General features: G+C 42.6%; 30 protein-coding genes. 10 read left to right on the forward strand and 20 right to left on the reverse strand.

Features of this window, described 5'->3' with window-relative positions:
• The first annotated feature begins 553 nt into the window (after positions 1-553).
• Positions 554-2,482 carry a heavy metal translocating P-type ATPase gene (locus ACM0OS_RS16470; RefSeq protein ID WP_414544274.1) on the forward strand — a complete coding sequence of 643 codons (1,929 nt, stop codon included), beginning with the start codon at positions 554-556 and terminating at the stop codon, positions 2,480-2,482.
• Positions 2,483-2,513: 31 nt separating this feature from the next.
• Here ACM0OS_RS16470 and ACM0OS_RS16475 read toward each other — a convergent pair whose 3' ends face one another.
• Both ACM0OS_RS16475 and ACM0OS_RS16480 read right to left on the reverse strand, forming a co-directional pair.
• Complete coding sequence (locus ACM0OS_RS16475) at positions 2,514-2,711, reverse strand: NblA/ycf18 family protein (RefSeq protein ID WP_414544275.1); 198 nt, start codon at positions 2,709-2,711, stop codon at positions 2,514-2,516.
• 135 nt (positions 2,712-2,846) lie between these two features.
• Positions 2,847-3,086 (reverse strand): hypothetical protein, encoded by a 240-nt coding sequence (locus tag ACM0OS_RS16480; protein WP_414544276.1) that lies wholly within the window; start codon positions 3,084-3,086, stop codon positions 2,847-2,849.
• 302 nt (positions 3,087-3,388) lie between these two features.
• On the opposite strand from ACM0OS_RS16480, the gene ACM0OS_RS16485 reads away from it, so the two are divergent.
• The gene (locus tag ACM0OS_RS16485; protein ID WP_414544277.1) at positions 3,389-3,826 is read left to right on the forward strand and encodes a DUF6918 family protein; all 438 of its coding nucleotides are present in this window, start codon (positions 3,389-3,391) and stop codon (positions 3,824-3,826) included.
• A 431-nt stretch (positions 3,827-4,257) separates the two neighbouring features.
• Here the strand turns inward: ACM0OS_RS16485 and ACM0OS_RS16490 are convergent, their stop codons facing one another.
• The 3 genes from ACM0OS_RS16490 to ACM0OS_RS16500 all read right to left on the reverse strand — a co-directional run bounded on the left by ACM0OS_RS16490 (position 4,258) and on the right by ACM0OS_RS16500 (position 8,461).
• Positions 4,258-4,863, reverse strand: a complete 606-nt coding sequence (locus tag ACM0OS_RS16490) for a DUF4360 domain-containing protein (RefSeq protein ID WP_414544278.1) — start codon at positions 4,861-4,863, stop codon at positions 4,258-4,260.
• A gap of 304 nt (positions 4,864-5,167) precedes the next feature.
• A complete protein-coding gene (locus ACM0OS_RS16495; protein WP_414544279.1) occupies positions 5,168-5,617 on the reverse strand; it encodes an Hsp20/alpha crystallin family protein in 450 nt (149 codons plus the stop codon).
• Positions 5,618-5,878: 261 nt separating this feature from the next.
• Positions 5,879-8,461: a GAF domain-containing protein gene (locus tag ACM0OS_RS16500; protein ID WP_414544280.1), complete on the reverse strand. Its 2,583-nt coding sequence runs from the start codon at positions 8,459-8,461 to the stop codon at positions 5,879-5,881.
• A gap of 562 nt (positions 8,462-9,023) precedes the next feature.
• Between ACM0OS_RS16500 and ACM0OS_RS16505 the strand changes: the two genes are divergently transcribed.
• Positions 9,024-9,236: a hypothetical protein gene (locus ACM0OS_RS16505; RefSeq protein WP_414544281.1), complete on the forward strand. Its 213-nt coding sequence runs from the start codon at positions 9,024-9,026 to the stop codon at positions 9,234-9,236.
• 218 nt (positions 9,237-9,454) lie between these two features.
• Entirely contained in the window at positions 9,455-10,375 is a 921-nt protein-coding gene (locus ACM0OS_RS16510) for a histone deacetylase family protein (protein ID WP_414544282.1), read from the forward strand.
• Between the two features lie 102 nt (positions 10,376-10,477).
• Here the strand turns inward: ACM0OS_RS16510 and ACM0OS_RS16515 are convergent, their stop codons facing one another.
• Positions 10,478-11,005, reverse strand: coding sequence for a GNAT family N-acetyltransferase (locus ACM0OS_RS16515; RefSeq protein ID WP_414544283.1), 528 nt, complete (start codon positions 11,003-11,005; stop codon positions 10,478-10,480).
• A gap of 276 nt (positions 11,006-11,281) precedes the next feature.
• Between ACM0OS_RS16515 and ACM0OS_RS16520 the strand changes: the two genes are divergently transcribed.
• Positions 11,282-11,419 (forward strand): hypothetical protein, encoded by a 138-nt coding sequence (locus ACM0OS_RS16520; protein ID WP_414544284.1) that lies wholly within the window; start codon positions 11,282-11,284, stop codon positions 11,417-11,419.
• Between the two features lie 220 nt (positions 11,420-11,639).
• Here ACM0OS_RS16520 and recR read toward each other — a convergent pair whose 3' ends face one another.
• The 5 genes from recR to ACM0OS_RS16545 form a co-directional block, all read right to left on the reverse strand.
• Entirely contained in the window at positions 11,640-12,197 is a 558-nt protein-coding gene (recR, locus tag ACM0OS_RS16525) for a recombination mediator RecR (RefSeq protein WP_414544285.1), read from the reverse strand.
• Positions 12,198-12,460: 263 nt separating this feature from the next.
• Entirely contained in the window at positions 12,461-12,670 is a 210-nt protein-coding gene (locus ACM0OS_RS16530) for a type II CAAX prenyl endopeptidase Rce1 family protein (protein ID WP_414544286.1), read from the reverse strand.
• Positions 12,671-12,678: 8 nt separating this feature from the next.
• Positions 12,679-12,873 (reverse strand): hypothetical protein, encoded by a 195-nt coding sequence (locus ACM0OS_RS16535; protein WP_414544287.1) that lies wholly within the window; start codon positions 12,871-12,873, stop codon positions 12,679-12,681.
• Positions 12,874-13,022: 149 nt separating this feature from the next.
• Complete coding sequence (psbA, locus tag ACM0OS_RS16540; RefSeq protein WP_414543993.1) at positions 13,023-14,105, reverse strand: photosystem II q(b) protein; 1,083 nt, start codon at positions 14,103-14,105, stop codon at positions 13,023-13,025.
• A 171-nt stretch (positions 14,106-14,276) separates the two neighbouring features.
• Positions 14,277-14,627 carry a histidine triad nucleotide-binding protein gene (locus tag ACM0OS_RS16545; RefSeq protein WP_414544288.1) on the reverse strand — a complete coding sequence of 117 codons (351 nt, stop codon included), beginning with the start codon at positions 14,625-14,627 and terminating at the stop codon, positions 14,277-14,279.
• Between the two features lie 257 nt (positions 14,628-14,884).
• Here ACM0OS_RS16545 and ACM0OS_RS16550 point away from each other — a divergent pair, with 257 nt between their 5' ends.
• From ACM0OS_RS16550 to ACM0OS_RS16560, 3 genes are all read left to right on the forward strand, one after another.
• Entirely contained in the window at positions 14,885-15,520 is a 636-nt protein-coding gene (locus tag ACM0OS_RS16550) for a DUF3611 family protein (RefSeq protein ID WP_414544289.1), read from the forward strand.
• A 54-nt stretch (positions 15,521-15,574) separates the two neighbouring features.
• Positions 15,575-19,360, forward strand: coding sequence for a CAAX protease (locus ACM0OS_RS16555; RefSeq protein ID WP_414544290.1), 3,786 nt, complete (start codon positions 15,575-15,577; stop codon positions 19,358-19,360).
• A 195-nt stretch (positions 19,361-19,555) separates the two neighbouring features.
• Entirely contained in the window at positions 19,556-20,488 is a 933-nt protein-coding gene (locus ACM0OS_RS16560; RefSeq protein WP_414544291.1) for a YihY/virulence factor BrkB family protein, read from the forward strand.
• A 25-nt stretch (positions 20,489-20,513) separates the two neighbouring features.
• On the opposite strand, the gene ACM0OS_RS16565 is transcribed toward ACM0OS_RS16560, so the two are convergent.
• From ACM0OS_RS16565 to ACM0OS_RS16605, 9 genes are all read right to left on the reverse strand, one after another.
• Positions 20,514-20,729, reverse strand: coding sequence for a hypothetical protein (locus tag ACM0OS_RS16565; protein WP_414544292.1), 216 nt, complete (start codon positions 20,727-20,729; stop codon positions 20,514-20,516).
• Entirely contained in the window at positions 20,719-21,915 is a 1,197-nt protein-coding gene (locus ACM0OS_RS16570; RefSeq protein ID WP_414544293.1) for an IS110 family transposase, read from the reverse strand. Before ACM0OS_RS16570 ends, ACM0OS_RS16565 begins: the two co-directional genes overlap by 11 nt.
• A gap of 596 nt (positions 21,916-22,511) precedes the next feature.
• Positions 22,512-23,057 (reverse strand): hypothetical protein, encoded by a 546-nt coding sequence (locus ACM0OS_RS16575; protein WP_414544294.1) that lies wholly within the window; start codon positions 23,055-23,057, stop codon positions 22,512-22,514.
• Positions 23,039-23,311 carry a hypothetical protein gene (locus ACM0OS_RS16580; protein WP_414544295.1) on the reverse strand — a complete coding sequence of 91 codons (273 nt, stop codon included), beginning with the start codon at positions 23,309-23,311 and terminating at the stop codon, positions 23,039-23,041. Before ACM0OS_RS16580 ends, ACM0OS_RS16575 begins: the two co-directional genes overlap by 19 nt.
• Positions 23,311-23,451 carry a hypothetical protein gene (locus ACM0OS_RS16585; protein WP_414544296.1) on the reverse strand — a complete coding sequence of 47 codons (141 nt, stop codon included), beginning with the start codon at positions 23,449-23,451 and terminating at the stop codon, positions 23,311-23,313. The genes ACM0OS_RS16580 and ACM0OS_RS16585 overlap by 1 nt, the downstream gene beginning before the upstream one ends.
• A gap of 59 nt (positions 23,452-23,510) precedes the next feature.
• Positions 23,511-24,029: a hypothetical protein gene (locus tag ACM0OS_RS16590; RefSeq protein ID WP_414544297.1), complete on the reverse strand. Its 519-nt coding sequence runs from the start codon at positions 24,027-24,029 to the stop codon at positions 23,511-23,513.
• Between the two features lie 9 nt (positions 24,030-24,038).
• Positions 24,039-24,290 carry a hypothetical protein gene (locus ACM0OS_RS16595; RefSeq protein ID WP_414544298.1) on the reverse strand — a complete coding sequence of 84 codons (252 nt, stop codon included), beginning with the start codon at positions 24,288-24,290 and terminating at the stop codon, positions 24,039-24,041.
• Positions 24,277-24,753 carry a hypothetical protein gene (locus ACM0OS_RS16600; protein WP_414544299.1) on the reverse strand — a complete coding sequence of 159 codons (477 nt, stop codon included), beginning with the start codon at positions 24,751-24,753 and terminating at the stop codon, positions 24,277-24,279. Before ACM0OS_RS16600 ends, ACM0OS_RS16595 begins: the two co-directional genes overlap by 14 nt.
• Positions 24,725-25,033, reverse strand: coding sequence for a hypothetical protein (locus tag ACM0OS_RS16605; protein ID WP_414544300.1), 309 nt, complete (start codon positions 25,031-25,033; stop codon positions 24,725-24,727). The genes ACM0OS_RS16600 and ACM0OS_RS16605 overlap by 29 nt, the downstream gene beginning before the upstream one ends.
• Positions 25,034-25,317: 284 nt before the next feature.
• On the opposite strand from ACM0OS_RS16605, the gene ACM0OS_RS16610 reads away from it, so the two are divergent.
• Together ACM0OS_RS16610 and ACM0OS_RS16615 are read left to right on the forward strand one after the other, a co-directional pair.
• Positions 25,318-25,653 (forward strand): hypothetical protein, encoded by a 336-nt coding sequence (locus ACM0OS_RS16610; RefSeq protein ID WP_414544301.1) that lies wholly within the window; start codon positions 25,318-25,320, stop codon positions 25,651-25,653.
• A 168-nt stretch (positions 25,654-25,821) separates the two neighbouring features.
• The gene (locus ACM0OS_RS16615; RefSeq protein WP_414544302.1) at positions 25,822-26,439 is read left to right on the forward strand and encodes a hypothetical protein; all 618 of its coding nucleotides are present in this window, start codon (positions 25,822-25,824) and stop codon (positions 26,437-26,439) included.
• Positions 26,440-26,470: the final 31 nt, after the last annotated feature.

The raw sequence follows: 26,470 nt of genomic DNA on the forward strand, positions 1-26,470 counted from the left end.
ACGGCTTTTAAATAAAAACAAAGCGAGAAAAAATAGGGAAGTTAATCACAAATGGGCAAAAAATTCCTTTGTTCCATCAATAAGTTCGCCAAAATAACTCAATACATGAGTAGTGAGCTTAAAGAATTAGCCTTTTACCAAAATGTAGGGGTTTAAGTCCCCGGCTTCTATCAAGCCGCAAGTGTTGTGGCAGGGTCTAAATCCACGTTACAACACGTAATTGCGTACAGCCTAGCGGTATCCGTAGGCTCTATTGCGTTAGCGTAGCTCCTCTGAAAGAGGCATTGCGAATTGGTTTAAAAGTTTCTGCGGTTAGGTGTTAGACGCGCCTATATAAAGCTATCAATATACCCAACCGAATTTTAAACTTCATACTAACAGTATAGTAAGATTACGGTGGTAATTTTGTTTAAGTGTATATAAAGTTTTTAACAAGATTTTTACTGTTTTCTTATTGGTAGCGTAATGACAAGAAAGCTAAAATCTAAAATTGTTTGACATTGACATTGATGTCAAGGTTTAACCTGAGAAGGTCTGTGTTGATGTGATTCTCATGCTATACCCTCAGCGTTTTACCCAATTTACTCAAGAACATGCGGATACTGTAGCGGCTGCGCTATGTGGAATACTGTTGTTTTTGGGATGGTTAGCTTTACATATTGGTTGGTTGGGATGGGCGTTGTTGCTATTACCTGCGGCTTATGTGATTGGTGGTTATGAAAGCGCCCGTGAGGGTTTGACTACTCTAATTAAGGAAAAAGAATTAGATGTAGATTTACTGATGATTGTGGCGGCCCTTGGTGCGGCTAGTCTGGGTTTATGGCGTCGGGAATATTATCTTTTGATTGATGGGGCAATTTTAATTCTCATCTTTGCCATTAGTGGAGCATTAGAAGGTTATGCCATGCGGCGGACTGAACGCAGTATCCGCAGTTTAATGAGTTTAACGCCAGATACGGCTAGGGTTTTATTTCAGGGTCAAGAAGAAATGCTACCCATTACTCAGCTAAAAATAGGGGATGAAATTGTTGTCAAACCTGGAGAGTTAATTCCTACTGATGGTCTGATTATCTCTGGTTACAGCACTCTCAACCAGGCCGCAATTACAGGTGAGTCTTTACCCATAGAGAAAACCATCGGTGATGAGGTGTTTGCTGGGACACTTAACGGTTATGGGGCGTTGAAACTAGAAGTACACAAACCAGCATCCAGCAGTTTGATTCAGCGCGTGATTCGCTTGGTGGAACAAGCCCAAACAGAAGCACCGCCTTCTCAACAGTTTATTGAGCGATTTGAACGCATATATGCACGGGTAATTGTCATAGCCGGGGTATTGCTAGTATTTTTGCCGCCTTTAATTTGGGGTTGGAGTTGGGAAGTGACGATTTATCGCGCCCTGACTTTTTTGGTGGTGGCTTCTCCTTGTGCATTGATGGCGGCTATTATGCCTACACTGTTGTCGGGAATTGCCAATGGTGCCAAACAAGGGATTTTATTTAAAAATGGGGCGCAGTTAGAAAAGATTGGTAAAGTCAGAGCGATCGCCTTTGATAAAACTGGGACTTTAACTACAGGAAAGGTACAAGTTGATCAAGTGATCGCTGGTAGTGGATATTCGCAATCTGAGGTATTAAAGGTAGCTGCTGCTCTAGAATCTTATTCAGAACATCCCATTGGTAAAGCCATTGTCCAAGCAGCTGGTGAAGACTGGGTAGGTGGGGTTGATGTGCAAGCCATCCCCGGCCAGGGAATCCAGGGGATAGTCGATCATCAAAAGGTGATTGTGGGGAATACAGCTTTTGTCCAGCAATATGTTTCTCAGTTCCCAGAAACCCTGCAAGCTGTGGCAATGTCTTTGGCAGCAGAGGGAAAAACCGTTGTTTGGGTAGCACAAGAACAGACACAGGAACAAGGAAAATTTGCTGTAATGGGTGCGATCGCCATTGCCGATTTACTCAGACCAGAAGCAGTAGCAATGATTACCCGGTTGCGAAAGTTGGGAGTTGAACAAATTGTGATGATTACTGGAGATAACCAGCGTACGGCTGACAGTGTAGCGCAAACAGTGGGCATTGATCGAGTGTATGCAGAACTGTTACCTGAAGATAAGCTAGATGTGATTCGTAAGCTTCAGCAAGAGTATCAAACCGTAGCAATGGTGGGGGACGGAATTAATGATGCGCCAGCCTTAGCTCAGGCTTCTGTAGGCATAGCTATGGGTGTGTCAGGTAGCGATGTCGCCTTAGAAACAGCGGATATAGTATTGATGGCAGATAAATTAGAAAAACTCGGTGCAGCCATAGAATTAGGCAGGCGATCGCAACGCATAGTCAAGCAAAATATAGTTATCGCTCTCAGTTTTATTGCTTTGCTATTAGTTGGTAACTTTTTAGGGAATATCAACCTACCCATTGGTGTAATTGGTCACGAAGGTTCCACGGTCTTAGTGACCCTCAGTGGTTTAAGATTACTCAGAAATTAGCCCCAAATGCTTTGAGCAGCAATCCAAAAACTTAACCCAAAATGGGGTCTGAATTAAGTTCCCACTGATGCTTAAGCAATTCTTGGTAAGTCGTTTCCTGAATCATCATCTGCTTATAGAGCATCAGCAAAAACTCTTGAGCTTGTTCACGTGACATCTGCTGCACTTGGTCAGAAAACGTTCTAAGACTAAATTGTTGTTCTAAAGATAATGACATGGGTTGATTCATTGTCTGTTAAGTCGCCCAACTGGGCGAAAACTAAAAGGTTAAAGCAATTCTCAAGTTTGCAGGAACTCTCCAGATGCTAAATCTGAGATTTTTCGTTTCCAGATACCTGGCATCTGCTTGGGGTTCTCATAACGTTTATCCTAAGTTCCTGAAGAAGGTTGCCCAAAGGGTTCCTGAGACTCCTATAGCAATTAAAACGTTAGTGAAAAACTTACCTAGTTCTGTTTCTTGTCCTAGGCTGTTGTCCTGTTGACCCGCTGTGAAAAATAATGACCAAGCTTGGTTAGCATTAATCGTCTCAAAGTTATTAAAATCAGGGCGAAAAACAACGGGGCCAATTAAATCTTTTTTAGGGAAATCAAAATCAGTTTTCATGGGTTTAGGTTTATTTGCATTTGCTTATGTAATTAAATATTATCTTATGTAAATAAATGTTGCAATATATTTACAAAGTGCAAATGGCGGTAAACCGTACTCAGCAGGCTAGGAAGTTTCTGAGGATAAACCGCTAAAACCCAGAGAATCTTTGCTAAATTTTTACATTTATTTTCATTGATATGAACCACAATCATGTATGGTTAATCCCCAAACACATGAACTCTTCCCTGTAGGAGAGATTGGTGTGAGGAAAATTAATTGCAGAAAAATCAGGTAATTTTATACTCAGGAGACATTACATGGGATTGAGTGATCATCTGTTAAACCCCAACAAAAAAGCTATGGTTGTAGACGATTGCTGTAACATGATTGACCAGCAATTAGCTGCCAAATCAGGCATTAGCGGCATAGCCTTGAAAACCGCCTTCGCAGCCCTCAAGGGAGTGAAACCAGGGTACATTCCCTATGTTGTCGAGCAGCTACTACCCCAGTTCTTGACAGCCCTTGATCCTCTGTGGAGTGAGGGTGTAGAAAAGGGTGATCCAGCCGCTCATCTCATCACCAGTCGCTCTGACACAGCCGATGCACTACTCGGTGTTACCGATGCCAGAGTCCAGTACACAAAACGCCAAATCGTTAAAGGAACATACGACAAGTTTAGAGGTACAGCCAAAAAACACGTAGAGGAAGCAGTACCCGATTTGGCGAAAATAGTAGATAAATATACTAAAGTCTAATCAAGATATAACCCTCTCAGGGTGGGATGAACCATCAGTGAAGAGAGATGAGGGAGCAGGGGGAGCAAATTCCATACAAACCAGCATTCCTAGTGTCCCCAATCTTCCTTTTTGTTCACCCGCCCAATTTTAGGACAACGTGTTATCCCACTCTCGTAGCATAGAGATGATGAAAACTGTGTGATTGCTTGTCTTGTCCCTTATACAACCGCTAATGCCCAAAAATTAGGTATCAAAAGACTATAGTTCATTTGCCGGATTTACAGAGGCGATCGCCCAATATTTGACTTGTGCTAGCAGTGAAAAAACCCAACATGGATCAGTGTGTTGGGTTACTCTAAAAGAAGGCTAGCCTATACGATTTCAAATCAACCTATGTCTGATATTTCTTCCAAAGCTAGGAGTTTTGTTACTTCCCGCTTTGAAAACAACTAACGACACTGGCGATATTTAATGTGATAAATCAAACCACGGTGAGCGAGGTCAAAAGAGTCAACAGTCGCCATCCCTGAACCACTGGCGGTCATTGCAGCATTTACACGCATATTCACACTGTCGCCACAACGTGACCAGACATCAGCTAAAGTCACTAATTTATCTCGAACGTTGTAATCAGTTTCACCTTTCAATGTCCTAGAAAAAACAGGGCCACGCTGACCAGCAAAAAAGTACTCGGCTCTTAGTCTCCCAGTGGTGCGGGGAGCAACATAACCCCGATAATCAGCGTCGTAGAGGGAAATTTGAAAACCTTGAGGTACTTGAATTGGTATGCTTAAGTTACAGCTTTTACGGCTTTCTTCTGTCTTATTTCCTAGAGCTATAAACTGATCAAATAGAATACTTAGTTCTTGTCCATCGGGACTAACGCTCACGCTAGCAGATCCACCAGGACAACCGTTACCACCATATTCTGCGCCTAAAATTTCAACTTTATTAGCAAAAGCGGGGCCGACAGACGCAGCAGTTATCAGTGTAGCTGATGCCAGAACAACCTTTAAAAAGTTGATCGATGTTTTCTTAAAGTTTGGATTATTCATTACTCACCTTTTTGAGAAATTTGAATAGTATTAGCTCCAAACTTCATGAGAAGAATTTCGGAAATTAAATCTTTAAGTTTTATATAGCAATCCGCAATCAATCATGAGTCAATTTTAGTATAAAATAAAACGAATTTAGCTGCTAGTACTTAACAGTAACAGTTTTATTTAGTACAGTTTTGAATCCCCTGTTAAATAAAACCTTCTGCCATCTACCGTCGTAATTCTGCCTTTTTCAACAGCTAGGGCTAGAAGAACTAGCCCTGTATTTACTTAGCAATTCGCATTCTCAGAGAAAGCGATATCAGCCTGCTGACTGGAGATTAATCTTGACGACTTTATTCTTTTCTTCTTCAGCTTTAGGCAGTGTCAAAGTCAAAATACCGTCTTTATATTCTGCGGTAACGTTGGTATTTTGAATGCGAGTAGACAAAGGAATTACACGTTGAAACTTGCCATAACTAAATTCGCTTTTAATCACCCCTTTGTCTTCAGATTTATGTTCGGATTTACGTTCACCGCTAACATAAACAGCTTTTTCTGTCACCTGTACATCTAGCTCTTTAGAATCAATTCCTGGTAGTTCTAACTTTAAGTGAATTGCTTCTTCGGTTTCTTGTAACTCCGCAGCAGGAAATCTGTTTAAACTTCTTTCAACCAATGTGGAAGGTAGCATTTCTTCATCAAACAAGTTATTGATTTGACGTTGCAGGGTGTTAAGTTCTTGCCAAGGATTCCAACGTACTACTGCCATATGTACACCTCTTCGTAATCAATATTTATGACTGACAAACTTGAGTTTTATGCTTCTATCCTAGGCAAAAACAAAATTAGTGTAAATTCGGCTTTTATCACTTCTTAATGATGATTACCGAACCTAAATATATATCAAAAAAAGTACGGCAAACCCCACTTAATGTAGTTCGGTAAACCGACTAATGCAGTTATTTGACAACAACCGGCCACATAGCGTGTAACCTATACCGCCAAGTGCGCTCATAAAATAAATTTATTGCTATTTTTCTTGGAATGTCCAAACACCTTCATCCCAATCGAAATCTGTCGGAGGTGATTGTAACCAATGTTGACAACGTAAAAGATGCAACATTGCTGCTTTATCTTGATTATCCACAGCTAAAACTTTGGCAAACTCAGCCCTAGCATAAGTGAAATTACGACCAAGATAATGTTCACGCCCTTTGTGATAATGTTCAATTACTTGTAATTTTTCGCTACTAACAGGATCAGAACGCAAACCGACTAATTCGTAAATGGCTACTGGTTCGTTTCTGCCTTTAACCCGAATGTAATCTAGTTCTCTAGCCCAAATATGTTCTTGGCAAGGTTTAAAAGTATTATCACTGAGAATAATATCGCAACCATATTGTTTACTCACACTTTCTAAGCGTGAACCCAGGTTAACACCGTCACCAATGGCGGTAAATTCCATGCGTTTACTTGAGCCAATATTACCACTGATGACAGTATCAGAATTGATGCCAATACCAATCTTAATTCTCGGCTTACTAGCGGCGTAGCGACGTTGATTAAATTCGTGCAAACGATGGCGCATTTCTACTGATGTTTGTACTGCCATCCAAGCGTGGTCTTCTAAAGGTAGGGGGGAACCAAACACAGCCATGATGGCATCACCGATGTATTTATCTAGAGTGCCTTTATGTTTAAAGACGGCTTCTACCATCGATTCAAAATATTCATTGAGCATACTTACCACTTCTTCTGCTTCCAGATTTTCTGTCAAAGTGGTGTAACCGCGAATATCAGAAAATAAAATCGAAACTTCTTTGCGATCGCCTCCTAGTTTAGCATCATCTAATTTCAATAATTCTTCGGCTAATTCCTGGGTCATGTAGCGATACATGGTACTTTTGAGGCGCTTTTCATCGCTGATATCTTCCATCACCACCAGCGCCCCCCGGACTTGTTGTTGGTCGCTAGCATCCGCAATGGTGTTAATCGATAAATTAATACTATGTTGTTCTGTACCAGTATTTACTAGGGTACGATCAGGATAATATTGCTGACAATGCTTGATATTATCGGCTTGTAAGGCATCGTGACACCACTTACTAAAGTCACCCTCTTTAATTGCGATCGCCTCAGTAATTAATTTACCTTCTAAACGCTCTTCTGCTTCTAACCCTAACAAACGTTTAGCACTTTCATTAGCCGCAATAATTGACCCAGCTTTATCTGTGGAAATCACACCGTTAGAAAGACTCCGCAAAATATCCCGTTGCATTTGTTCTTGTTGCTTGACTGTGGCAAACAACTGAGCATTTTGTAAAGCCACCCCGGCTTGAATATTAAAAGCTTCCATAAATTCTTCATCGTTGCGGTCGAAACTCGCTTGGAAGCATTCAGGGGCTTTGGGCCAAGTAGCTGGATTATAGGCGGAAAAATCCCCGGATTTCTTTTTATTTACCAATTGAGTCACCCCAATCAATTGCTGATCAGCGTTGAAAACTGGCATACATAGTAAACTACAAGTACGATAGCCATTTTGCTGGTCAATTTGTTTGGCTGTATCCGAGTCTGGATGATCATACAAGTCAAAGGGAATATTGAGCTTTTCCCCAGATGCAGCGACTATACCTGCAAAGCCCTTACCTATAGGTACTCGTAACTCCCTCTTAGACCCATCATCTTGAGTAATTTTAGTCCATAATTCATGGCGATCGCGGTCTATCAGCCAAAGGGTACTGCGGTCAGCATTCATTAGTTCCTTGGCTTCATCCATTACCCGCTTCAAGGTATCTTCTAAATCAAGGCTGCTTTGACTTAAAGACTTAATTGCCTTCATCAACGCCGCTACAGCCCTTTGTTTTTGAGTCGCCATATAAAACGAACGCGACGACTCTAAAATCAGTCGAATTGAAGGCGCAAATTCTTGAAATAATTGTTCATCAGCCGTAGTAAAGCCTCTAGTATCGATGCGTTCACCAAGAGGGACTTCTAGATGATTGAGCGACTTTAATTTATTCAATAATTGTACTACTGCCACTAACTTTCCTTGTTCATTTAATAGTGGCAAAGCTAGCATTGTATAGGTGCGGTAACCTGTGCGTTTTTCTTGTTCTTGAGCAAATATCGAACGCGGGTCTTGATAGAAATCAAAAGGAATATTCACGACTCTTTTAAAAGTTGCCACCTCACCAGCAATACCTTTATCGGCTGGGATGCGAATTTCTAAATGTTCTCCTTCTCCTGCTGCTAAAATAGACCAAAGTTGTTGTTTTTCTTCATCTAATAAAAAGATAGTTGTCCTATCTGCACCGAGTAATTCTCCTGTTTTGAAAGTGATAGAATGCAACATTTCTTGGAGAATTGTTTCAAACCCTTGAGAATCTAACATTGACAGGGTTTGATTCACAATTTGTAGTTTTTGCTCTACGTCGGTAACAACTTGTTTAAAAGTATCTTGAGTTAGGGGAGCAAGAAACGTAGAAAAAGTTGCCTTTTTTTTATCAAGAGTACCCACAGAATCTGACGTGGGTTGCAAGTAGTGATTGTCTTGGTTGTTAACACCAATCATTAAACCAGCAGTCTCACCAAAACTACGTTTATCCACTGACATAAATAATTTTTTTGGATATAAAGTTAGATTTTTAGAAATAATCAACATTGTCAAATCAAACAGGAATTACCCATTTAACTGACAATACTCGTAGAGGTACTGAATATAGAGTTCCCCAAAATCCAACTCAATTAACACTTGTAAAATTAAAATAAAACAGGACTTACATAACCAACCACGTATTTTCGTCATTGCGACCGTAGGGAAGCAATCTCAAAGCCTTGATTTTTGTATGAAAAATTCACCTTGACAAACACAGACATTCTTTTCTTGACTGAGAGGTGGGACAAGTTTTGTGTATCAAAAGAGGGGAAATTTTTATTTGCAGCAACTCCAGTTATATAATAAGGACATTGCAACAACTTTTGCCTCCGGTGATTTTTGGCAGTGCCATGAATAACTTTGGTGTGTGCCAGAACATATATATCTTAGGCTAGGGGACAGAAGTAAGGAGTCGCGCAAAAATAACTTGAACACTTTTAATTGGAAAGTAAGGCTCACAGCCTACTCCAGATTAAATTTGTACAACTTATTTTTACATGATGCCTAAGAGGTAAAATTCATGAATCAGAAAGAATCTTCTCACCAAAACGAAGCCCAAAACTCAGAAGGTGAAGCATCAAAGTTAAGTCCTGAAGTGCGAGACATGATCAAACACCCTCCAAAAATGGATGATGTCATCCGAGAACAATCACCAGCAGAACGCAGAGGAAACCCCGCTTTAGTACCAGAAATGCTGGAACAACCAATCGATGAAACTATTAACAACGATTAGCTTAAACAGCAAGAGGACTTTAACTTACCGCGATAGCGGAAGTGATGAGATGAATTGCTCGTAAGGCTTCTGGTGAGCGCCCGCTGAACCGTTGACTACAGTCTCCCGACCAATGCGACACTACTATGTACGCAAAGCATCACTGTAGGTAGTTCACTAGCAGCATTGTTAATAACGATAGAATAGCTTGAGTATCCTGCCGCCAACTTTGTCGCCTTATGCTACCAGTCATTTATGCTGATGAGTTCCTCGATCACAAGACTGGAAGGTACCACCCAGAGAACCCAGAACGCTTGACAGCTATCGTCAAGGCCCTCAAAGCAGCAGACTTTGCAGAAAAAATTGTTTGGCGATCGCCTACTCCAGTTGCAGAAAAGCAATCGCTCATGCCTATGCTGGTAAAAGCGCATACTCAAGCGTACATTAACAAAGTCCAGGAAATTGCCGTCACTGGTGGTGGTTATTTAGATGGTGATACTGCCATTTCTCCTCGCAGTTATGATGTGGCATTATTAGCAGTGAGTGCTTGGCTGGATGGAGTTGATACCGTGATCGCCACAGCAAATCCCGCCTTTGTGCTAGCGCGTCCACCAGGACATCATGCTGAACGTGATGCGGGGATGGGTTTTTGCTTATTTTCTAATGCGGCGATCGCTGCTTTATATGCTCTAGAACAACCTGATATTAACCGCGTCGCTATTCTCGATTGGGATGTGCATCACGGCAATGGTACCCAGGCGATCGTCGAAACTCATCCCCACATTGCCTACTGTTCTCTACATCAGTACCCTTGCTATCCCGGTACTGGCAAAGCTTCTGAACGTGGTCTTTATGAAAATATCTTAAATTTACCTCTACCTCCTGGCAGTGATATTACTGTATATCAACCACTATTAGAAAGCAAAGTAGTCCCATTTTTAGCCAAATTTCAAGCAGATTTACTGATTGTTAGTGCAGGTTACGATGCGAATGCCGACGATCCTTTGGCAAGTATCAATTTACAACCAGAAGATTATGCCTTGTTCACTGATTCGTGTTTAGGGTTAACTCGTAAAATTCTCTTTGGGTTGGAAGGGGGGTATGATTTTTCCACACTTTCCCAATCTGTATTAGCCACAATTGAGCGCTGTTTAGTTTAAATTGATTGCAATTCTCTCGTAGCAATTATTAACGCCTGAAGACTTATCTGCCAGTCTGTGTGTTGAATGAGTATCTTGTCCAGGATAATCATCAAGCAAATTCTATGATTTGAAAATTCTGTACTCTAACAAATGTAAAGTTTTACCACTCAAATTTGTCTTTTCGTATTCTTTAACAATTTGTCCCCCTAGCTTCTCAGCAATTTTTCGACTGGGCATATTTTCCTTATCTACTGGATAAATAAGATACTCGGAATCTAAATTACGTTCTGCCCAATCCTTCAGCGCCGTAATTGTCTCTAGTCCATACCTATTACCATGCGCTGATTTTTTGAGCCAAATTCCTAGTTCTGGATATTTACTATTTATGTTGTGTATACCGCTACAACCTAAAAATTCTTGAGCATCTTTTTTCAAAATTACTACTATCAAGTTATCCCCACTTGCCATTTCTCGCAGCGACTCATTAATAAATAATTCCGTTTCCGAAATTGATTTAGGCACACGAGGATACGTATAAGTGGTAATTTCTTCAGTAAATTCTCTAAAGATATCTGCTTGATATTGCAATGATATAGAACGTAATAATAGCCGTTGTGTCAATATTTCTAAATTTAATAGGTTTATCATTTTTTCATAAAAAATGTAATTAAATTTACTCAAAAAATAAATTAATTACGGTCATTTTTCTAGCCATTATTTTTACATTAAAGCTTTTTCTGTATTGTCTAGGACAAAAATTCCCAAAAATTCATCGAATCTTCAGCAAAAAAAATCTTAGCAGTCTGATGAAAGAGCTAAAGTTTTGTTAAGATGCTATTGCTAGTAATTTTTCCACGGGAATTATTAACTCGGCAAGTGGAGAAATAAACAGTACCAGTAGCATACATTTCAAAAGGTGAAGCAATGACCACCTACATTTTCTTTGAAGATGCCCTTCGGATATTTACCAACGCCTATTTGCTATCAGCAGTACTGCTAATTGCAGCTTCCGGTATAGGCTTGGCTGTGATCGAAACTATTGAAAAAGCAGGAGAACGCTAAATCGACCCTGGTGGTATGCTTCTTGTCCCAAACCATTGGTTGAGAGTGTTGACAGTGAAGAAATTCTCACAACACTAAACCATGTAAGTCTCAAAGCGTTGCAGTTTTACCTGAAATTCAACACATGCCCAGGTAATTAACTGTACCGCCACTGGGACAGACAGCAAGAATCCACAACAGCGAATTTGTTAAATCCATCCGTGGGAATTGTCAACAAAACTTAATCTAACTCCCGCCGCCCTTCCAAGGCTCTTGCCAAGGTCACTTCATCGGCATACTCCAAATCACCACCCACAGGTAAACCAAAAGCTATTCGTGTCACTTTGGTAAATGGTTTCAGTAGTTGACCTATATACAGGGTTGTCGTCTCCCCTTCTATACTCGGACTAATTGCCAAAATCACTTCTTGAGTTTTTTGCTGACTCACCCGCCGCACCAAAGCTTGGATAGTTAGCTGTTCTGGGCCAATACCATCAATAGGGGAAATCACACCACCCAAGACATGATACTTGCCTTTATATTCGCGGGTTTTTTCCAGTGCAATCAAATCACGAGAATCCGCAACCACACAGATAGAGGTATTGTCACGGTTAGGATTGCGACAAATTTCACAAACAGGATCAGCAGATAGGTGAAAGCAAACGGAACACAAGCCTATCTGCTTTTTCGCCTCAATCAAAGCTTGTGCTAAAGCTTCTACTTCTGCTTCTGGGCGCTTCAGGATGTGCAAAGCTAGGCGTTGGGCTGATTTGGGGCCAACTCCTGGTAGGCGTTGCAATTGCTCAATTAACCGTGCTAAAGGACGTGCGTAAACCGTAGTCTTATCTCCAGTATTTTCTCAACTTAACTATGATGACATTTTTCGCGGACTATCATCTTTATGGAATTGGACTATTGGTTAGTAGCTCGACCAAGCTAATTGGCCACATAAAAATAATCATTGTGGGGTGGATGTCCTCGTCCGCCCAGAATAAAGGCTAGAGGACTGTGGAATCAATGCTTGAATTCGTTTCCGTACAACAGTGTTGGTGTACAGCGTTTTTAGGCAAAAAATGTCGGAACAATCAAATGAATAGCAATATCGGCAGTAATATGAGCCAACATAGCAGTGAGCAACCCTCTGTGCCAGTACAACCACCCAAAAATTAATCCTACGATACCATTTTGCAGCAATACGGCCCCAATAACGATGAATGATAATCCACTCATCATGAATGCAAATTGAGGTAAATGCGCTATACCAAACAGCAAAGCCGAAATTACATTAGTACTCCAAAATAATGCTGTCCTGCAAACAAGAAAACTTCAGGTAAAGAAACAACCTGATGAGCAATAATCAAACCGTAAAGAATAGTTCCCATCGAAGCGAAGACCGAAGCCAGGAGTAAAATACCCAGAACTTTGAATGAAAACCAAGTATAATAGGGGATTTTTGAGTCAACATCAACTCTCATATATGAAGTTTCTCCATTCTTAATGCTTCTCTCAACTCTGTGTTCTCTGCGCCCTCTGTGGTTAAAAATAATCTTCACAAATATAAAAATATACGAAAAAACGCCCCCCGTTTCCAGGAGGCGTTTCTTATGCAACTAAGCTTTGAGGATTAACCGTTGATTGCAGGTGCAGTCAATGCAACAGGTGCAACTTCACCAGCAGCCAAGTCTAGGGGGAAGTTGTGAGCGTTACGCTCGTGCATTACTTCCATACCTAAGTTAGCGCGGTTGATTACGTCTGCCCAAGTAGCGATGACGCGACCTTGAGAATCAATTACTGATTGGTTGAAGTTGAAACCGTTCAAGTTGAACGCCATTGTGCTGATACCCAGTGCGGTAAACCAAATACCGATTACTGGCCATGCAGCCAAGAAGAAGTGCAAGGAACGGCTGTTGTTGAATGATGCGTATTGGAAGATCAACCGACCGAAGTAGCCGTGGGCTGCAACGATGTTGTAGGTTTCTTCTTCTTGTCCGAATTTGTAACCGTAGTTTTGTGATTCGGTTTCCGTGGTTTCACGTACCAAGGATGAAGTTACCAAGGAACCGTGCATTGCGGAGAACAAAGAACCGCCGAATACACCAGCCACACCTAACATGTGGAAGGGGTGCATCAAGATGTTGTGTTCTGCTTGGAACACGATCATGAAGTTAAAGGTTCCGGAGATACCCAAAGGCATACCGTCTGAGAATGAACCTTGACCGATGGGGTAGATCAAGAATACTGCTGTAGCTGATGCCAAAGGCGCAGAGTAAGCTACACAGATCCAAGGACGCATACCTAAACGGTAAGATAGTTCCCACTGACGACCTAGGTAGCAAGCGCAACCGATCAAGAAGTGGAAAATTACCAATTGGTAAGGGCCACCGTTGTACAACCACTCATCTAAGGAAGCAGCTTCCCAGATTGGGTAGAAGTGCAAGCCAATAGCGTTGGATGAAGGAACAACTGCACCAGAGATGATGTTGTTTCCGTAGATCAATGAACCAGCTACTGGTTCACGGATACCATCGATGTCTACTGGAGGTGCGGCAACGAAGGCGATGATAAAGCAGGTGGTAGCAGCTAGTAGGGTTGGGATCATGAGAACGCCGAACCAACCGATGTAAATCCGGTTGTCGGTGCTGGTGATCCACTCGCAGAAGCGATCCCATACGTTAGCGCTTTGACGCTGTTGTAAGGTAGTGGTCATATTTCTATGATTGCTTTGGTTTTTATGTATGAGGTAGGTAAACTTGCCTACTTGTTTACAACCTTAGAGGAGAAATTGAGTTTTGTAAAGCAATTTTCATTAAGTTTTAATTATTAGATTGATTTGTTTTTTTTATGAATCGCATCTCAAGACACGATTCATCTAGTTAGATCAACCAGGAGGCCAGTCCATCCGCCGTCCTCCGAGGATATGCAAATGCAAGTGGTAGACACTTTGACCACCATCAACATCGGTATTGATGACAACGCGATAACCGTTTTTTAATCCAGCTTCTGCGGCAACGTGCTTGGCTGTTAATAAAAGATGCCCTAAAAGAGCCTGATCCTCAGGTTCAGCATCAGCTAACTTAATAATAGGTTTCTTGGGAATGACCAGGATATGAACTGGTGCTTGGGGGTTAACGTCTGTAAATGCTAAAGCTAAATCATCCTCATAAACTATATTCGCGGGAATTTCGCGGCGAATAATTTTACTGAAAATTGTGTCTGTAGTTTCACTCATGCCGATTTAATTACTCATCTGCTAGAAATTTTAGGCGATCGCCTGACCGACTACGCTCAGTAATCAGGGAGTGGGGAGTAGGGAATAGGTTAAATTTTTGTTACATATTGATAAGTTGTGCTGCTGACTAACTTAGTTGCTCTATAAGAGAGTTATTTGGATGTGTCCATTTTGTGCTTGTTCTGTCCATAAGTTTGTAGTTCATCCAAGTCAGTGATTTTTGGAATTGCATCAGATTTTGGCGCATTGGATATCTGATGCCCTCTTCTCAAGCAGTAAATCCTATGTTTGATTTCCTCAATCCTGAAGCGGCTAGTCCAACTCCCCGGCAGATTGCCCATTCTTTGCGCTGGCTAGGCTGGATTGGCTTCTGGTTGCAAGCCTTACTGGGGTTCATTCCGATCCTCGTGGTAGTTGCATCTGTTCTGTTTAATCCCCGACAGCAGCAGAGGAGCGGACTTTCCTTTGGTTTATGGTTAGCGATCGCCTGTTTGGTGATTCTATTATTCAGTATTTATTGGTGTTTCCGCTACACACAATTGGCAAATCAATTAGAAAGTCCACATCTGCGTCCAGCCAAGTCTCAGGTGAGTCAAAATCTCAAGCTGGGACTACTTGCCAACATCGGCATAATGGCGATGGCAGTACTAATTGCCTTGTCGCAAGTAGGTACATTGACATTTAAAATGTTGATTATGCCTCAAGGTTCCACCATGATTACTCCCAATCAAACTACCACGATGGTGACTCAAGGAGCAATAATTACCCCATCAAATATGATTGCTATTCAAGCAATGGTGAATGCGATCGCAGCTGGATTAGTGGGAACTATTGTGGCATTGCTGTTGCTTTATCAACTTGGGCAACATCGTCATCCCACTGAACAGTATTAATTTCTATTTCCCATTATCTACTCCTCATTCTCTGCCAAAGTGATAACAGCGCCTATGACATCTACAGCAATGGATCGCGTTTGGGAAATTCTCGGCTGGGTTTTTGTACTGAACGGCGAAGTGTTCCAAAAAGTTGCCACCTTACCGAGAGGCTTGATGTTGGCCATTGTCGTGGTCTTGCTGTCGCAATTATCACTGGCCATCGCTCAAAGTATTATTTTATTTATTAACCGTGTCCAACCGCTGCGCTTTGTTTGGAGTTTATTAGTCAGCGCGATTTTATCTTTGTTTGAATTTCTGTTCCTAGTACTGAGTACCTGGTTAATTTGTTTGCTTCCTTGGTCAGTTTATATACCGTTTACCACTTTATTGATTGTTCTTGGGCTGGGCTACGCACCATTACTGTTTAGCTTTCTAGGCGCTTTACCTTACTTGGGCTTTCCGCTTTTAAGAATCTTGTCAATCTGGAACTTGTTAGCAATGGTCGTGGGATTTAGTGCTATTGCTAACATCGATCTCAGCTTTTCCTTTGGTTATGTAGCAGTTGGCTGGTTTGTTAAAGAAATTTTAGAAAATACCATTGGTCAGCCCATTGCCCAATTGGGTAAAGTAATTGCCAATCGAGTTGCGGGTGTAAATTTGGCGGCAAATCGTGAAGAAATTGCCGAAAAAATCAGGTCTGCCTTTTTGGAAACAGTTCCTTCACCACTGATTGCGGCTTCCCAAACTACTCTCCCTGAGGTGCAAAATTTAATTCCGTCCAGAGGTCGCTCCCATTCTCAAAGTACTCAAGGAGTTACTGTTCAACCCACACCTGCTGCGAGGGTCACTCTTACTCCAGGAACTCATACAAGCGATCGCTTTATTCATTTATCTCACCAAGCCAACAGCATTCCTCAACCCATGAAGCTGCTGTTGAGTTTGTTGGGTTTAATTGCGTTGTTTGTTGTCGTGAGTTTTCTACTGCGACCTATTCGCAGCGGGGTATTTGGTTGGTATCAAACACTACCTAGATTCTCGCGGTTAATGTTTGATTTGGGATGGATTGGCGTGATTGCTTTGGTTTTTTCAGGATTGTTAGCACCCTTTGAAACCTTAGGATGGTGGGCAGGATGGTTTGGTGAACAAGTAGACGAGACTTCACTCAATGCTACTCTTGCTGAACCTCAAGAGCCACAAAGCAACAATGGCAAACCATTTTCTCGCTACATCATCTATCTAGATGGCGTTGGACAGTCAGGTGAGGCATATACACCCGACGTCGAAGATTTTCTCACGGTGTTAGCAGATGAGCTACCCCAGGATGTGAAACTGGTGCGGGGACTGATGATGTATTCCGTCTTAAATAAGCCTCTACATGAAGACCGACCATTAGCTTTTCTGTGGCAACTAGCAGACAAGTTGCGTTGGCAAAATCCTCAGGCATTACTGGGAATGTTAGTGAACCTGCGGAACGTTTTAATTGTGGCTGTGTCTGCCGATCAGCGCTATGGCCCCATCTACAACCGGGGTATTGCCCAGGTACTTTACAATGGCTTAGTTGCACAAGGCTACCAAATAAACAGCCTGACACCAATTACCTTGATTGGCTACAGTGGCGGTGGACAGATGGCTGTGGCTTCTGCGCCTTACTTAAGACAAGCACTGAGAGCGCCCATTGATGTGATATCCCTGGGTGGTGTGATGAGTGCTAACAACAATTATCTGAAGCTAGAACATCTATATTATTTGATGGGCGATCAGGATGTCGTGCAGCAGTTAGGTGTGCTGATGTTTCCTGGACGCTGGAAAATGATTCCCTTGTCTTATTGGAATCGGGCAAAACGCAAGGGCAAAATCTCGATTCTGTCCATAGGAGCATTAGGGCATCAGGTTCCTGGGGGGTATATGGACCCGGAAAAATTTTTGTCCAATGGCCGCAGCAATCTACAACACACTGTTGAAGTCATTGTGCAAATTTTGCAAGGAAATCTACTGCAACCAGAAGAAAGGTTTCCTGTCAAGCTAAGTAGTTACGCACACTATAAACAAGCTGCTTTTAACGATACTGCCTATTACCCTTTGAATCAGACAGTTAATGGGCCAGAATATCAAGCGATCGCACCTTGGATGGGTCGTTTGATTTTACCGCATCGTGAGGCTCGGTCAATTATCAAAGGTGTTCTATTTGAAGTACATCATGCCCCTGCTGATTATCAGCATTTAGTGGGAAAAACTGTCAGACTACGTTGGGCTAATACTTCATTTGTCAAACATTTGCGGCAAGTAACAACTCACGATGTTCACTTTAGTCCCGATGCCGAGTACTCCAGCAAATACGAAGGACTGATTCACCCAGAACGTCTCAATCATTGGCAACAAGTTGACCCTCTCGAATCACTTGCAGGTTCTCATCCCATAGATGACATAGTTGTGATGCTCAATGAACCTGTGGAAATTGAACAAACTGGTATTGAAAGTTTGGAAACGTGGCAATCTTCTGATGCTTCTACTTCCTTATCTTATCTCCCTATTTCTCTTGGCATTTGCAATCAGCCAGTGCAAATTACTGGGCGCTTCTATGCACTAGTAAAGTTTATCCAGCCCATTGCTAATACCGATCAATTTCGGGTAGTTCACTTTAACTCTGCGGTGCGTGAGTTTAATGGCACAGCAGAAATCGTCCGCTTACCAGAAGTCGTGATTTCCGCCAATCAAGGTAGTTCCCCATCTACTACCCGTGATTTAGAAAAGTCTATTTTTAATGATACAGGTTGGTATATCTACGGTGCCAAGGATGCTCAAGGTCGATTTGTGGTGCAGTCTTTAGCACCGCGGGCTTTATTTCGCCTGCAACCAGGTGAAGTTGTGTTTGGCAAACAAGCATCTTACCGCTACCTTCGCAAACGCTGTTGGGCAGATATTAAGGCGCAAAAAGGGCGCATCTCATCTGTATTATGCACAGCAAATAAGAACATTTCACCTCCAGCAATTCAAAATGCCATTAATAATTGGCAAGAAGGCGATCGCGCACTATTGATTCATGTTTATGGTGGCATTGGCGGTAAAAAAGCCGAACCTGCTGCTAAAACACCGATATTCTTTGGACATTTTGCCTTGGGTTTAGCGCAAGTGATTCGTGACCCACTCAGCGATGATCTACGCTTCGATGTCCGCTATTATCAGGTCTATACTCACAATACAGATGGTCTAATTGCCGGCACATTTCACTGGTCTCGCTATATGGGCGATCGCCAATTTGGTTGGGTTGGTACTAGACCAGTTTGTGACATTTTAATCAAACACGATGCTTTAACTGGCTACTATAACTTTGCCTCTGGGCAGCATTCACCACTGGATTTGATCATGTTGCAACTAGAGGTGATGACAGCGCGTTATCGCATCGGCGACGGCACCGGAGGCACTTACGTCGGACTTGCCAATAACTGCGCCCAAGATTCCAATCAAGCTTTGTTCACTAGTATGCGCCAGATGAAACAACAGGTTCGCGCCAATATAGAATCTCTGCGTCGATGGAGTAAAGATAATCCCGAACAGGCACAACAATTTAAAGAACTCCTCAGGCTGGGTAGAAAAATCAAACTCAAGTTGCAACTCTTGAGTGCTGCTCAATCAGGTTGGGAAGAAAATGAGTACAATCTGGGCAGCACTTTAGAAGATGAACCACTCCGCAATTTGATTATGGGTTTGGGCAGTTGGCGGACAATGTTACCCAGGCTTGCTAGTGATACCTTAATCAAAATTTTCCTGGATCATGGTGCAACTATTTGGGTATTGCGAACTAATCAAATTGGCGGATATGACCCGGAAATTGAACCAATCGCCCCCATAACACTATGAATAACTTCCCAATTGGGGAGAAGAAATTTGATGTAATAATTGAGTAGTTTTTGGAGTTCCCTTAGTTACAGGACTTACGTAACCAACCACGTATTTTCGTCATTGCGACCATAGGGAAGCAATCTCAAAGCCTTGATTTTCGTAGCGAGTGAGTAAGTCCTAAGTTGAAAAAAATAAGAATCAAGAATCAATAATATGATTCAATTTATTCGATGTAATATCTTGCCCTCAAAAGCAACTCAACTGCTTATCCAAACAGGGCAAAAGTGGAACCAAGACAATTGCTCTGGTATGGCAGCAGCTTTATCTTACCATGCTCTTTTTTCACTGTTTCCCATACTTTTGGTCATTTTGAGTATTATGGGGTCGCTGATTGAACCTCATACTGAAGCTTTTCAAAGCATCATATTAGCTATAGAACGGTATCTACCTCCAGACGTTCACGATCTTGTTAAAGGAACCATTATTTCCTTCAATCAAAGTAGTGCTGGAGCCGGAATCGTTGGCTTTGGCTTGCTCTTATTGACAGCCAGTACAGTTTTTTCTGTTCTCAGTAGTTCAGTAAATAGAATTTGGCGATCGCCTAATACAAATAACAACTCAATTCGCAGAACATTGCTTTCCTTTGTTGTGGAAAAATTCTTGGCTTTTTTGTTAGTAATTGGCACTGGCTTATTACTTTTAGCTTCATTAATCTCCAATATTGTCATCAAAACTATCTTGGAACTGGTGGCAAACTTTCGGGAAATCTTCTCCTTTATCAAGATTGACGAACTACAATTAGCCAAAGGTCTTCAAGGCAGCTCATCTTTTTTGATTCTGGCTGTAACTGCCTGTATTTTGTTTAAAATTTTGCCATCTGTTTATATTCATTGGCGTGATGTCTGGTTAGGTGCTATATTCACCGCCTTGTTATTGGCGGTATTACAACAATTAGTTAGCAACAGCGTTATTACCATCGGTAGCCATTTTCTATCTTATGGCGTGATTGGCAGCGTGATGATTCTATTAACTTGGATTTATTTTACCTGCGGCATCTTTCTTTTAGGCTGCGAGTTTTTTTATGTTTATGCTCATCTTTTTGGTAGTCGTAGTGCCGTGAAACAATCAAATATCCAAAACCGTTAAACTTTGATCATGCTATTCACTCTAGTCACTTTTGAAAGCCGTACTGAGGATCAATCGTATCGTCTGGGTAGTGGCTATAAATCCATTCCCAGCATTCGTCTGCATTTTTGGAGGAATACAAAGCCTCTGCCGGATTAAAGCCATACAAATGAAGATCCTTTTCTGGCAGGACTTCATGAATATGGCCGGCATATTCAACGTAGTAAACAGGAAAAACGTAAAACATATCTTTATTGCTCATCCCTAATCACCTTCACCAACGCCCTAAACAGTAAACGCGTTGCGATCGCAGCAATTTTCATTCGCACCAGCTTCACCGGACGACCCGCTGCTTTTTCAGTGTCCAGCTTCTCGCCCAAAATTTCACCAATGTCATTTTTCAGGCGCGATCGCTTCACCTCAATTCTGGTGAAAACCCATTGCCACAAAGCCATACGACATAAATCAGACCCCCCAACCATCTTGGCTTTTCTGATATCGCCGGATGCCTCCAGTGACGGAGCCACGCCCAAAGCTTTCTGAAATCTCCTCAGTGACAAATGCCGTTTAGTTGGTTTATGGGAGTTTCGACCCTTGCGGATTTTTACCTCCGGTTTACCGTCTTCTCCCAAAAATCCTGATAGTGGGTAAATCTGAGAAATGAGAATAGCTTGCAGACGCTCGCCAAAGCCAAACCTGTGGAAAACTTCGAGATATAGCCTAAACCTATCATCAGCAAGCAATTGGTGTAATTCTTCTTCAATGGCTAATTCTTCACGATGAAGATTACACAATCGCTCGGCGTGATAACGAACTGTGTCACTAAGTCCCAATCCCACAGTGTTTTTATAAATTCGGTCATAGCGGCTGCTTTTACGTTCGCCCGCTAACCATCCCCAAAGTAAAGGCACTTTACCAGCTTTTAGTCGTTGCGATCGCACTAGGGCAACTTCAGGAAACTGCCAAGCCAAATCTTGCCGGATGCGGTTAATGATAGGGCTTTGAACACGGTTAAGGTGGCACAGTCTCAAGACTAGTTCCCGAATGCGAACGATCGTTAAGTCTCGAATTTGCACAAAACGCCGTGGCTCTTGGTGATAATCGAAGTAGTAACAAGCCAGTGCCAGAGAATCAGCATCATCATCTTTATCAGGTAATGCTAGATGGTGTTGGCGATAACTCCTCAATTCTTTATGCCCAACTAGCCTGACTTCAACCCCGGCACGTGCCAAATGTGTCCCCCAAAGTTTGCTGTAATTTGTGCCGGTTGGCTCCATGATCGCAATATCCGGCTTGAGTTCCAAAAGTTGTTTAATTCCCGCACTGTTGGCACTCAAGCAACGAAACGGACATTCGTAATAAAATTGTCTTGGTTGGATCGGTTTTTCTGTTAGCAGACAAGCCGAAACTGAGGACTTGCTTACATCAAGTCCCAGAACTCTAATCATCTTTAATTGTTCTCCTGGGTGTTTTAATGCAATCCCTTATCAGCCTATGAATCACCCGTAAGCCCTAACAGCTTGCTTCACTCTCAAGGCGTGTTGACAGGGAAACAGACACAACCAGTAACCGAGCTTAGGAATAGCAAAAAGCCAAGCAGCTTGATTCGGTTAAAAAGCCCTAAGTTACTGGTTTATTGTGCTGTGCGTCTGATTTGGACTCAGACCGCGACGTGAGCAGCGCTCACGTTTCGCCGGTGAGTTAAGCCGGCTCATCAGGCGGTTATTTTTTGCTTAAGCGTCCGAGTTGTTGAAGTAGTTTGATATTTTTCTCAATTCCATGCACGACCGGATACAGCGATGTTTCTTCATTTCCTAATCTGCTCATCATCATCTTCCTCTTCCTCGTCGCTTGAATAACCAATTGCACAATTTAGATAATTCGGTGCTTTTGGGTATTCCATTAGGTAAAATTTGCCTAGTTTTTTTTCCCAAATAGGAACAGTAATCGGTTTATTCATCTAAAAATTTGGTATTTTGGCAAGGTAAAACTCCAAACTGATCAACAATGTGCGATCGCCCTCCAATGCTCCTGGTGCGATCGCTTAATCCCATTCGTTGCGTTGACCCTCCTCTAACAGCTGCCGCAGTCGCGCTTGACCTTCTGCAAAACGACGGCCGCGCAGTTTCAATACTTCCTCAATCACAAAGGTTTCAGACTTGCCAGCTTCCAACAAGGCTTTTACTACCCGGTATAGTGATTTGTCGGAAGTGGAAGTGGAAGTAGACCCACTTGACTCATGATCATGATTTGCACTTGGTTCTTGATATAAGTGTTCTAGGCTTTTAGTTAGTTCGTCTTTAACTTCCGGCGGGTATGCGCCGTACACCTCATACAGCGCTTGTTCCTGTTGCTGGGTGTGCAATGCAATTTCTATATGTTCCAATTCTCGATTCATAATCAGCAGCGCGGCCCGTCTGGCATCCTGTACCATCAATCGCCGTGATTCTTGAACTAACTGAACTGATGCTGTGATAGCTAACCCATAGGTTGCGGCTCTTGCAATATTGGGAATGGGTGAAAGTGCAGCCAGCCAAAATGCCGATGCACTAGCAAGCAAGCAACTGGTCTTTAACCACCTATCAGCCATGACAGCAGCCCTCCCAAAATAATTGCTGATGCGATCGCAATCAGCAGCGCATAATAATCAGCCTCGGATAATTTGAGAAATTGCCTCACAGCATCATCAGTAATTAATGCAATGCCCAGCGAGGCACAAGACATGATGTAGACAACCCACATCACCCGAAACAAAGCAGGATGTAACGCCCCTAGCCACGCCACGAAACTAGAGGCGATACACCCCAACAGGAACCAAGCCCCCAGGTGTACCGCCCTAGCCATTACTCTTTCTTACCTTGTACTAAGTCGTAAATTGCGTCCATCATGTCATCGAAGTTTTGATGAATTTTCTCCTTGATTTCTGGAGGAAACTTGCCAACATCGACAAATCCGGGTTCCTGGACTGGATCGTGTTCTTTCACTTCTGCGATGAAGTCGTCCAATAACCCTTTTACTTTCTTAACTTTTCCCATTTCGCCCCCTAATAAGATTCCTTAACTTTGGCTTTTAGCTCGTTAATCCGTTGTTCGGCTCGGTTTTCGGCGCGGTCAAGTCCAATTCCTAACCTTGCATACTCCGGTCTGAGTGTGTGCAAATGTCTCCCTGTGGCTGCATCAGCCCGTTTTTTATTCAACTCAGAGTCAGCCGCACCCCTGATGTAGTTACGGTGGTGCTTATGAACTTGAGAATCAGCATTTTCTATTTTTTTCAGGGATTTATAAGCCCGTTGCGATTGCCTTGCACCTTCAACCTTTTTAGTAGCTAGCTGCTTGAGGGTATCAGCCTCTTGTTTGGTAAAATATCGGGGTGTGTCATTGATGGGCGCTGTCCGCACAGTTTGCCATGTGCCAGGATTCATCGGATTGATTACAGTCTGATGTGTGGGGGACAGTACCTGATCTTTATCAATGGCATGGCCGCCTGTTGCTAGCCTTGATTGATTGTTGGTGTTGCCATTGCCGGATTTGTTCCGGTTGGTGATTCTTGCCAAGATTCCCATTGGTGACTCCTATCTACAAACTTGGTTTTTGACTTGTTCAAGTTGCTGGCTGTGTGCCTTCATCTCACGCAGCTGCACTTGATCCGCACTTTGATATGTGAAAATTGCCCCCAGGCTTAAACCTGCTACCAATGCAGCGGCGATGATCACCAAATAGGCTGGTGTTTTATCTGCTGTGGGTGTGGAGTCTATGACCGGGTAAAATTCACCTGTGAACGGTACAACTTTTCCGGCGTTTGGCTGCTGTTTAGTCTGTTTCATCTCCTCCCTCCAGTAGCATTGGCTGATAACTGGGTAAAAGTAGATGCTCTGTTCCAGCTTCAACGGCTGCACGAACTGAAACTGTGACTATTTGCCGTTCTTCGGGTGTGGGATTTTCCCGCATCTGCTTGATACGGTGCAACACTCGACCGGGAAGCAGTCGCCAATATTCGCGTGCAAGTTGAGTTGCACTTTCTTCAAGCAGTGATTCAAGTACATTGGTTGCGTCGGTTTCTGAGTCAGAATTTGCAACGTCATCTGTTGCATTTTTCGACGCACCACGACGCGATCGCAACATCTCAATTCCGGCTTGCGTCCACAATTTTTGGCTGTGTTCGTCCATGACAAGATGAATGTTCATCTGAAATATGTCAGGATACCGGGTCAACCAAGAGCGGATTGTGCTTTCAGGAATGTTTGTTTCTTTGGATGCCTCAGGCGTGGTGTACAGTTGTGACTCCATTTGTAGGACTCCAGCGAATTTGGGCAATGAGTGCTTCAATTAGTCCGGCGCGATCGCTAACTCCTAGCTGCTGATTTATCTCGTAACCGAGTTCATAAATCTCAGTGCGTGTTTCGCCAGTGGATTCAACGCAGAGTTGAGAGGCGATCGCACTCACCAAATAAAACTTTTCTCGCTTGGTCATCTTCTCGAATGTCGCTCCATAGCTATCCTGTAGAGATTCCAGGTAGGAACCATCACCAGGCGTATAGCTGGTGTAGTAACCAACGGGTTTGGTCATAGTACAATCCTTTGAGTAGGTAGAATTTGGCGCGTTGCACTATTGGGATTGCAGCGCGCTTTGAGCTTTTCACTAAATTCAGGGTGTGTCCACGCAAGGTCTAGGCGTGGGTGCTTGCTCCAATTTGCAACGCGAGGTCTAGGCGTTGGGGAGCAAGTTGCAATGTGCAAGAATTGCTTTTGACTTTTATACTTATGGAAGTATAGTTATGATATTAATACCGCACGTCTAAAAGTGCAAGTTAATTATATACTTTTAGATGTGTGATAATTGAGGGGTCGATTATGGGGATAACAGATGCCGAAAACAGGTCGTCCAAAAAGCGGGAAAGTGGCGATATCAGGAACTCTCAGAGTAACACCCGAATCATGGGAAGCACTTCGCCAGATGGCTGTCAGTCTGGGAATGACAAGATCAGAATTAGTGGAGAGAATCGCCAACAAACAAATACCTTTGGATTTGGAGAAGGGACAGAAAACCGAATCTCTGGGAAAATCGTTCGCCAGCTAATCAAGGAAACTGAGCGACAGCTGGCATATCACAAAATTCAAGCTAGTGAATTAGAGACTAGGTTAAATGAACTTCACGAATTGACCGAGGATCTGGATAAAGAAGAATAAACCGTCCTTGCCTGCTTAGGTAAGGACGGTTTATTTTTTGCGATCGCAGGCGAACTGACAAGTCAGCGCTTACGCTATCGCCTCTACGCATCAGACATAAGAAATGCAAATAGCCACCAAAAATTACAGTTCGCGGTGGCTAAGTAGCTAAATTCAATTAACATCATCATGACAGAAAATACACTAAAAATCAATCTTGCTTGGTCAGAAGAACACGACGCATTCTGTTACCAACATCATATTTGCCCCGCTGCTAAATCTCTATGGCAATGGTTAAGTAGGCAGGCACAAATATCAGCCGAAATAGAGCCAGATTTAGCAGAATTTAATAACTGGGTGGCTAAGGTTAGAGGTAAAGGCTACTCACATAATTACCTCAAGCATATTTTTAATCAGCTAGTAGAAAACAGAGTCATTCAAGTAGTAAAACAGTACTCATGGAAGATATTCAAGTTACTTGTTAGACCCCTTGAGTGGTTGAAGCCACCGAGAAAAAAACGAGAAAAAAAGTTACACAACCATGTTGCGCCCCAACACGATACCCACTGGGTAGAACGCTACTGGGTAGAACGAGCCGAAAATAAATATTGGTATTATCGTTACTGCTGGATGGACGGCAGGAAGAAAAACCGGGTCTACATTGGCAGTGTTAACTCCCCAAAGGCACGGGAAAAAAAATCAGCTGTAGAGAGTGCGATCGCAGATGGTCAGACACCACCAGAAATCAAAAAGATGCTACGAGGTAACAAGGATGGAGGCTATTCGCCCACAATGCCCACGTTGTAAGGGTGTTCAAGTTTATAAAAACGGGTCTAAT

This window comes from Nostoc sp. CCY0012, from assembly GCF_963920855.1.
Classification (GTDB): domain Bacteria; phylum Cyanobacteriota; class Cyanobacteriia; order Cyanobacteriales; family Nostocaceae; genus Cyanocohniella.

Bases quoted from the DNA above. Each gene is read 5' to 3' on its own strand.
- ACM0OS_RS16590 (WP_414544297.1), bottom strand. From the start codon at position 24,029: ATGGGAATCTTGGCAAGAATCACCAACCGGAACAAATCCGGCAATGGC.
- ACM0OS_RS16490 (WP_414544278.1), bottom strand. From the start codon at position 4,863: ATGAATAATCCAAACTTTAAGAAAACATCGATCAACTTTTTAAAGGTT.
- ACM0OS_RS16480 (WP_414544276.1), bottom strand. From the start codon at position 3,086: ATGAAAACTGATTTTGATTTCCCTAAAAAAGATTTAATTGGCCCCGTT.
- ACM0OS_RS16475 (WP_414544275.1), bottom strand. From the start codon at position 2,711: ATGAATCAACCCATGTCATTATCTTTAGAACAACAATTTAGTCTTAGA.
- ACM0OS_RS16500 (WP_414544280.1), bottom strand. From the start codon at position 8,461: ATGTCAGTGGATAAACGTAGTTTTGGTGAGACTGCTGGTTTAATGATT.
- psbA (WP_414543993.1), bottom strand. From the start codon at position 14,105: ATGACCACTACCTTACAACAGCGTCAAAGCGCTAACGTATGGGATCGC.
- ACM0OS_RS16520 (WP_414544284.1), top strand. From the start codon at position 11,282: ATGACCACCTACATTTTCTTTGAAGATGCCCTTCGGATATTTACCAAC.
- ACM0OS_RS16580 (WP_414544295.1), bottom strand. From the start codon at position 23,311: ATGGCTAGGGCGGTACACCTGGGGGCTTGGTTCCTGTTGGGGTGTATC.
- ACM0OS_RS16575 (WP_414544294.1), bottom strand. From the start codon at position 23,057: ATGGCTGATAGGTGGTTAAAGACCAGTTGCTTGCTTGCTAGTGCATCG.
- ACM0OS_RS16610 (WP_414544301.1), top strand. From the start codon at position 25,318: ATGGGGATAACAGATGCCGAAAACAGGTCGTCCAAAAAGCGGGAAAGT.
- ACM0OS_RS16595 (WP_414544298.1), bottom strand. From the start codon at position 24,290: ATGAAACAGACTAAACAGCAGCCAAACGCCGGAAAAGTTGTACCGTTC.
- ACM0OS_RS16560 (WP_414544291.1), top strand. From the start codon at position 19,556: ATGATTCAATTTATTCGATGTAATATCTTGCCCTCAAAAGCAACTCAA.
- ACM0OS_RS16600 (WP_414544299.1), bottom strand. From the start codon at position 24,753: ATGGAGTCACAACTGTACACCACGCCTGAGGCATCCAAAGAAACAAAC.
- ACM0OS_RS16615 (WP_414544302.1), top strand. From the start codon at position 25,822: ATGACAGAAAATACACTAAAAATCAATCTTGCTTGGTCAGAAGAACAC.
- ACM0OS_RS16535 (WP_414544287.1), bottom strand. From the start codon at position 12,873: ATGAGAGTTGATGTTGACTCAAAAATCCCCTATTATACTTGGTTTTCA.
- ACM0OS_RS16545 (WP_414544288.1), bottom strand. From the start codon at position 14,627: ATGAGTGAAACTACAGACACAATTTTCAGTAAAATTATTCGCCGCGAA.
- ACM0OS_RS16470 (WP_414544274.1), top strand. From the start codon at position 554: ATGCTATACCCTCAGCGTTTTACCCAATTTACTCAAGAACATGCGGAT.
- ACM0OS_RS16510 (WP_414544282.1), top strand. From the start codon at position 9,455: ATGCTACCAGTCATTTATGCTGATGAGTTCCTCGATCACAAGACTGGA.
- ACM0OS_RS16515 (WP_414544283.1), bottom strand. From the start codon at position 11,005: ATGATAAACCTATTAAATTTAGAAATATTGACACAACGGCTATTATTA.
- ACM0OS_RS16495 (WP_414544279.1), bottom strand. From the start codon at position 5,617: ATGGCAGTAGTACGTTGGAATCCTTGGCAAGAACTTAACACCCTGCAA.
- ACM0OS_RS16550 (WP_414544289.1), top strand. From the start codon at position 14,885: ATGCCCTCTTCTCAAGCAGTAAATCCTATGTTTGATTTCCTCAATCCT.
- ACM0OS_RS16570 (WP_414544293.1), bottom strand. From the start codon at position 21,915: ATGATTAGAGTTCTGGGACTTGATGTAAGCAAGTCCTCAGTTTCGGCT.
- ACM0OS_RS16555 (WP_414544290.1), top strand. From the start codon at position 15,575: ATGACATCTACAGCAATGGATCGCGTTTGGGAAATTCTCGGCTGGGTT.
- ACM0OS_RS16565 (WP_414544292.1), bottom strand. From the start codon at position 20,729: ATGAGCAATAAAGATATGTTTTACGTTTTTCCTGTTTACTACGTTGAA.
- ACM0OS_RS16505 (WP_414544281.1), top strand. From the start codon at position 9,024: ATGAATCAGAAAGAATCTTCTCACCAAAACGAAGCCCAAAACTCAGAA.
- ACM0OS_RS16485 (WP_414544277.1), top strand. From the start codon at position 3,389: ATGGGATTGAGTGATCATCTGTTAAACCCCAACAAAAAAGCTATGGTT.
- ACM0OS_RS16605 (WP_414544300.1), bottom strand. From the start codon at position 25,033: ATGACCAAACCCGTTGGTTACTACACCAGCTATACGCCTGGTGATGGT.